This window comes from Peribacillus sp. SIMBA_075 (assembly GCF_046534585.1).
The window spans coordinates 1-231 of record NZ_JAWRYN010001722.1; the positions used below are offsets into that span (position 1 = coordinate 1).

Below are 231 nucleotides of genomic sequence, written 5' to 3' on the forward strand. Positions count from 1 at the left end.
CGTCGTTGCTGCGCGGGCCGTGCCAGGGCTCGTACTGGCCGGCGCGCTTGATGTCGGTGATGGTGACGTCCAGGCGGTCCCCGGCCGGCAGCGCCTTGCCCGCCGAGGTGCGGAAGTACTCGGCCAGCGACTTCACCCAGTCACCCTGCTGGGCTTCGAAGCGGTTGCCGCTGAAGCGGATTTCAGCGAACTGGGCCGGGTCGGTCCAGCTCACCGATACCGGGCCTTCGG

The 231-nt window shown here is 69.7% G+C and carries 1 protein-coding gene; it reads right to left on the reverse strand.

Features of this window, described 5'->3' with window-relative positions; all coding sequences use genetic code 11:
* Window positions 1–214 (reverse strand): DUF3016 domain-containing protein (locus tag SB775_RS34325; protein ID WP_410865753.1); only part of this gene is annotated, 214 nt, incomplete at its 3' end.
* Between the last annotated feature and the right edge of the window lie 17 nt (window positions 215–231).